Origin of the sequence: Tepidibacillus infernus (genome assembly GCF_048898065.1) — a bacterium.
GTDB classification, from domain to species: domain Bacteria; phylum Bacillota; class Bacilli; order Tepidibacillales; family Tepidibacillaceae; genus Tepidibacillus_B; species Tepidibacillus_B infernus.
Genome location: NZ_JBLWFI010000022.1, coordinates 1 through 367, shown reverse-complemented (window position 1 = coordinate 367; position 367 = coordinate 1). Strand labels below are relative to the sequence as shown.

The window sequence follows — 367 nt, the reverse complement described above, 5'->3', positions numbered from 1 at the left end:
CATCAATGCAGATTAAAGAAGCGAGTGAATGCCCATTTCTGAATCAAGAAAAGGGTACCTGTTTTATAACAACTTGGTTAATTGCTACTTGTAAAAAAAAGGAAATTACGGTAGGCGTGTTTGAGTTCCATAAAACTTGAAAAAAGTATTTGACATAGTACGCTTATCTTTTAACAAAGCCAATAAAAAAAGCTAACCACATGGTTAGCTTTTTTTATTGCCTGGCAACGTCCTACTCTCCCAGGACCCTTCGGTCCAAGTACCATCGGCGCTGGAGGGCTTAACGGTCGTGTTCGGGATGGGAACGAGTGTATCCCCTCCGCCGTCATCACCAGGCTTGCAGGATGCAAGTCGTTCGACGTTGTCA

The 367-nt window shown here is 43.3% G+C and carries 1 rRNA gene; it reads right to left on the bottom strand.

The annotated features are described in order from the left end of the window. Positions 1-219 precede the first annotated feature (219 nt). Positions 220-336 (bottom strand): 5S ribosomal RNA (gene rrf / locus TEPIDINF_RS14820). Positions 337-367 lie beyond the last annotated feature (31 nt).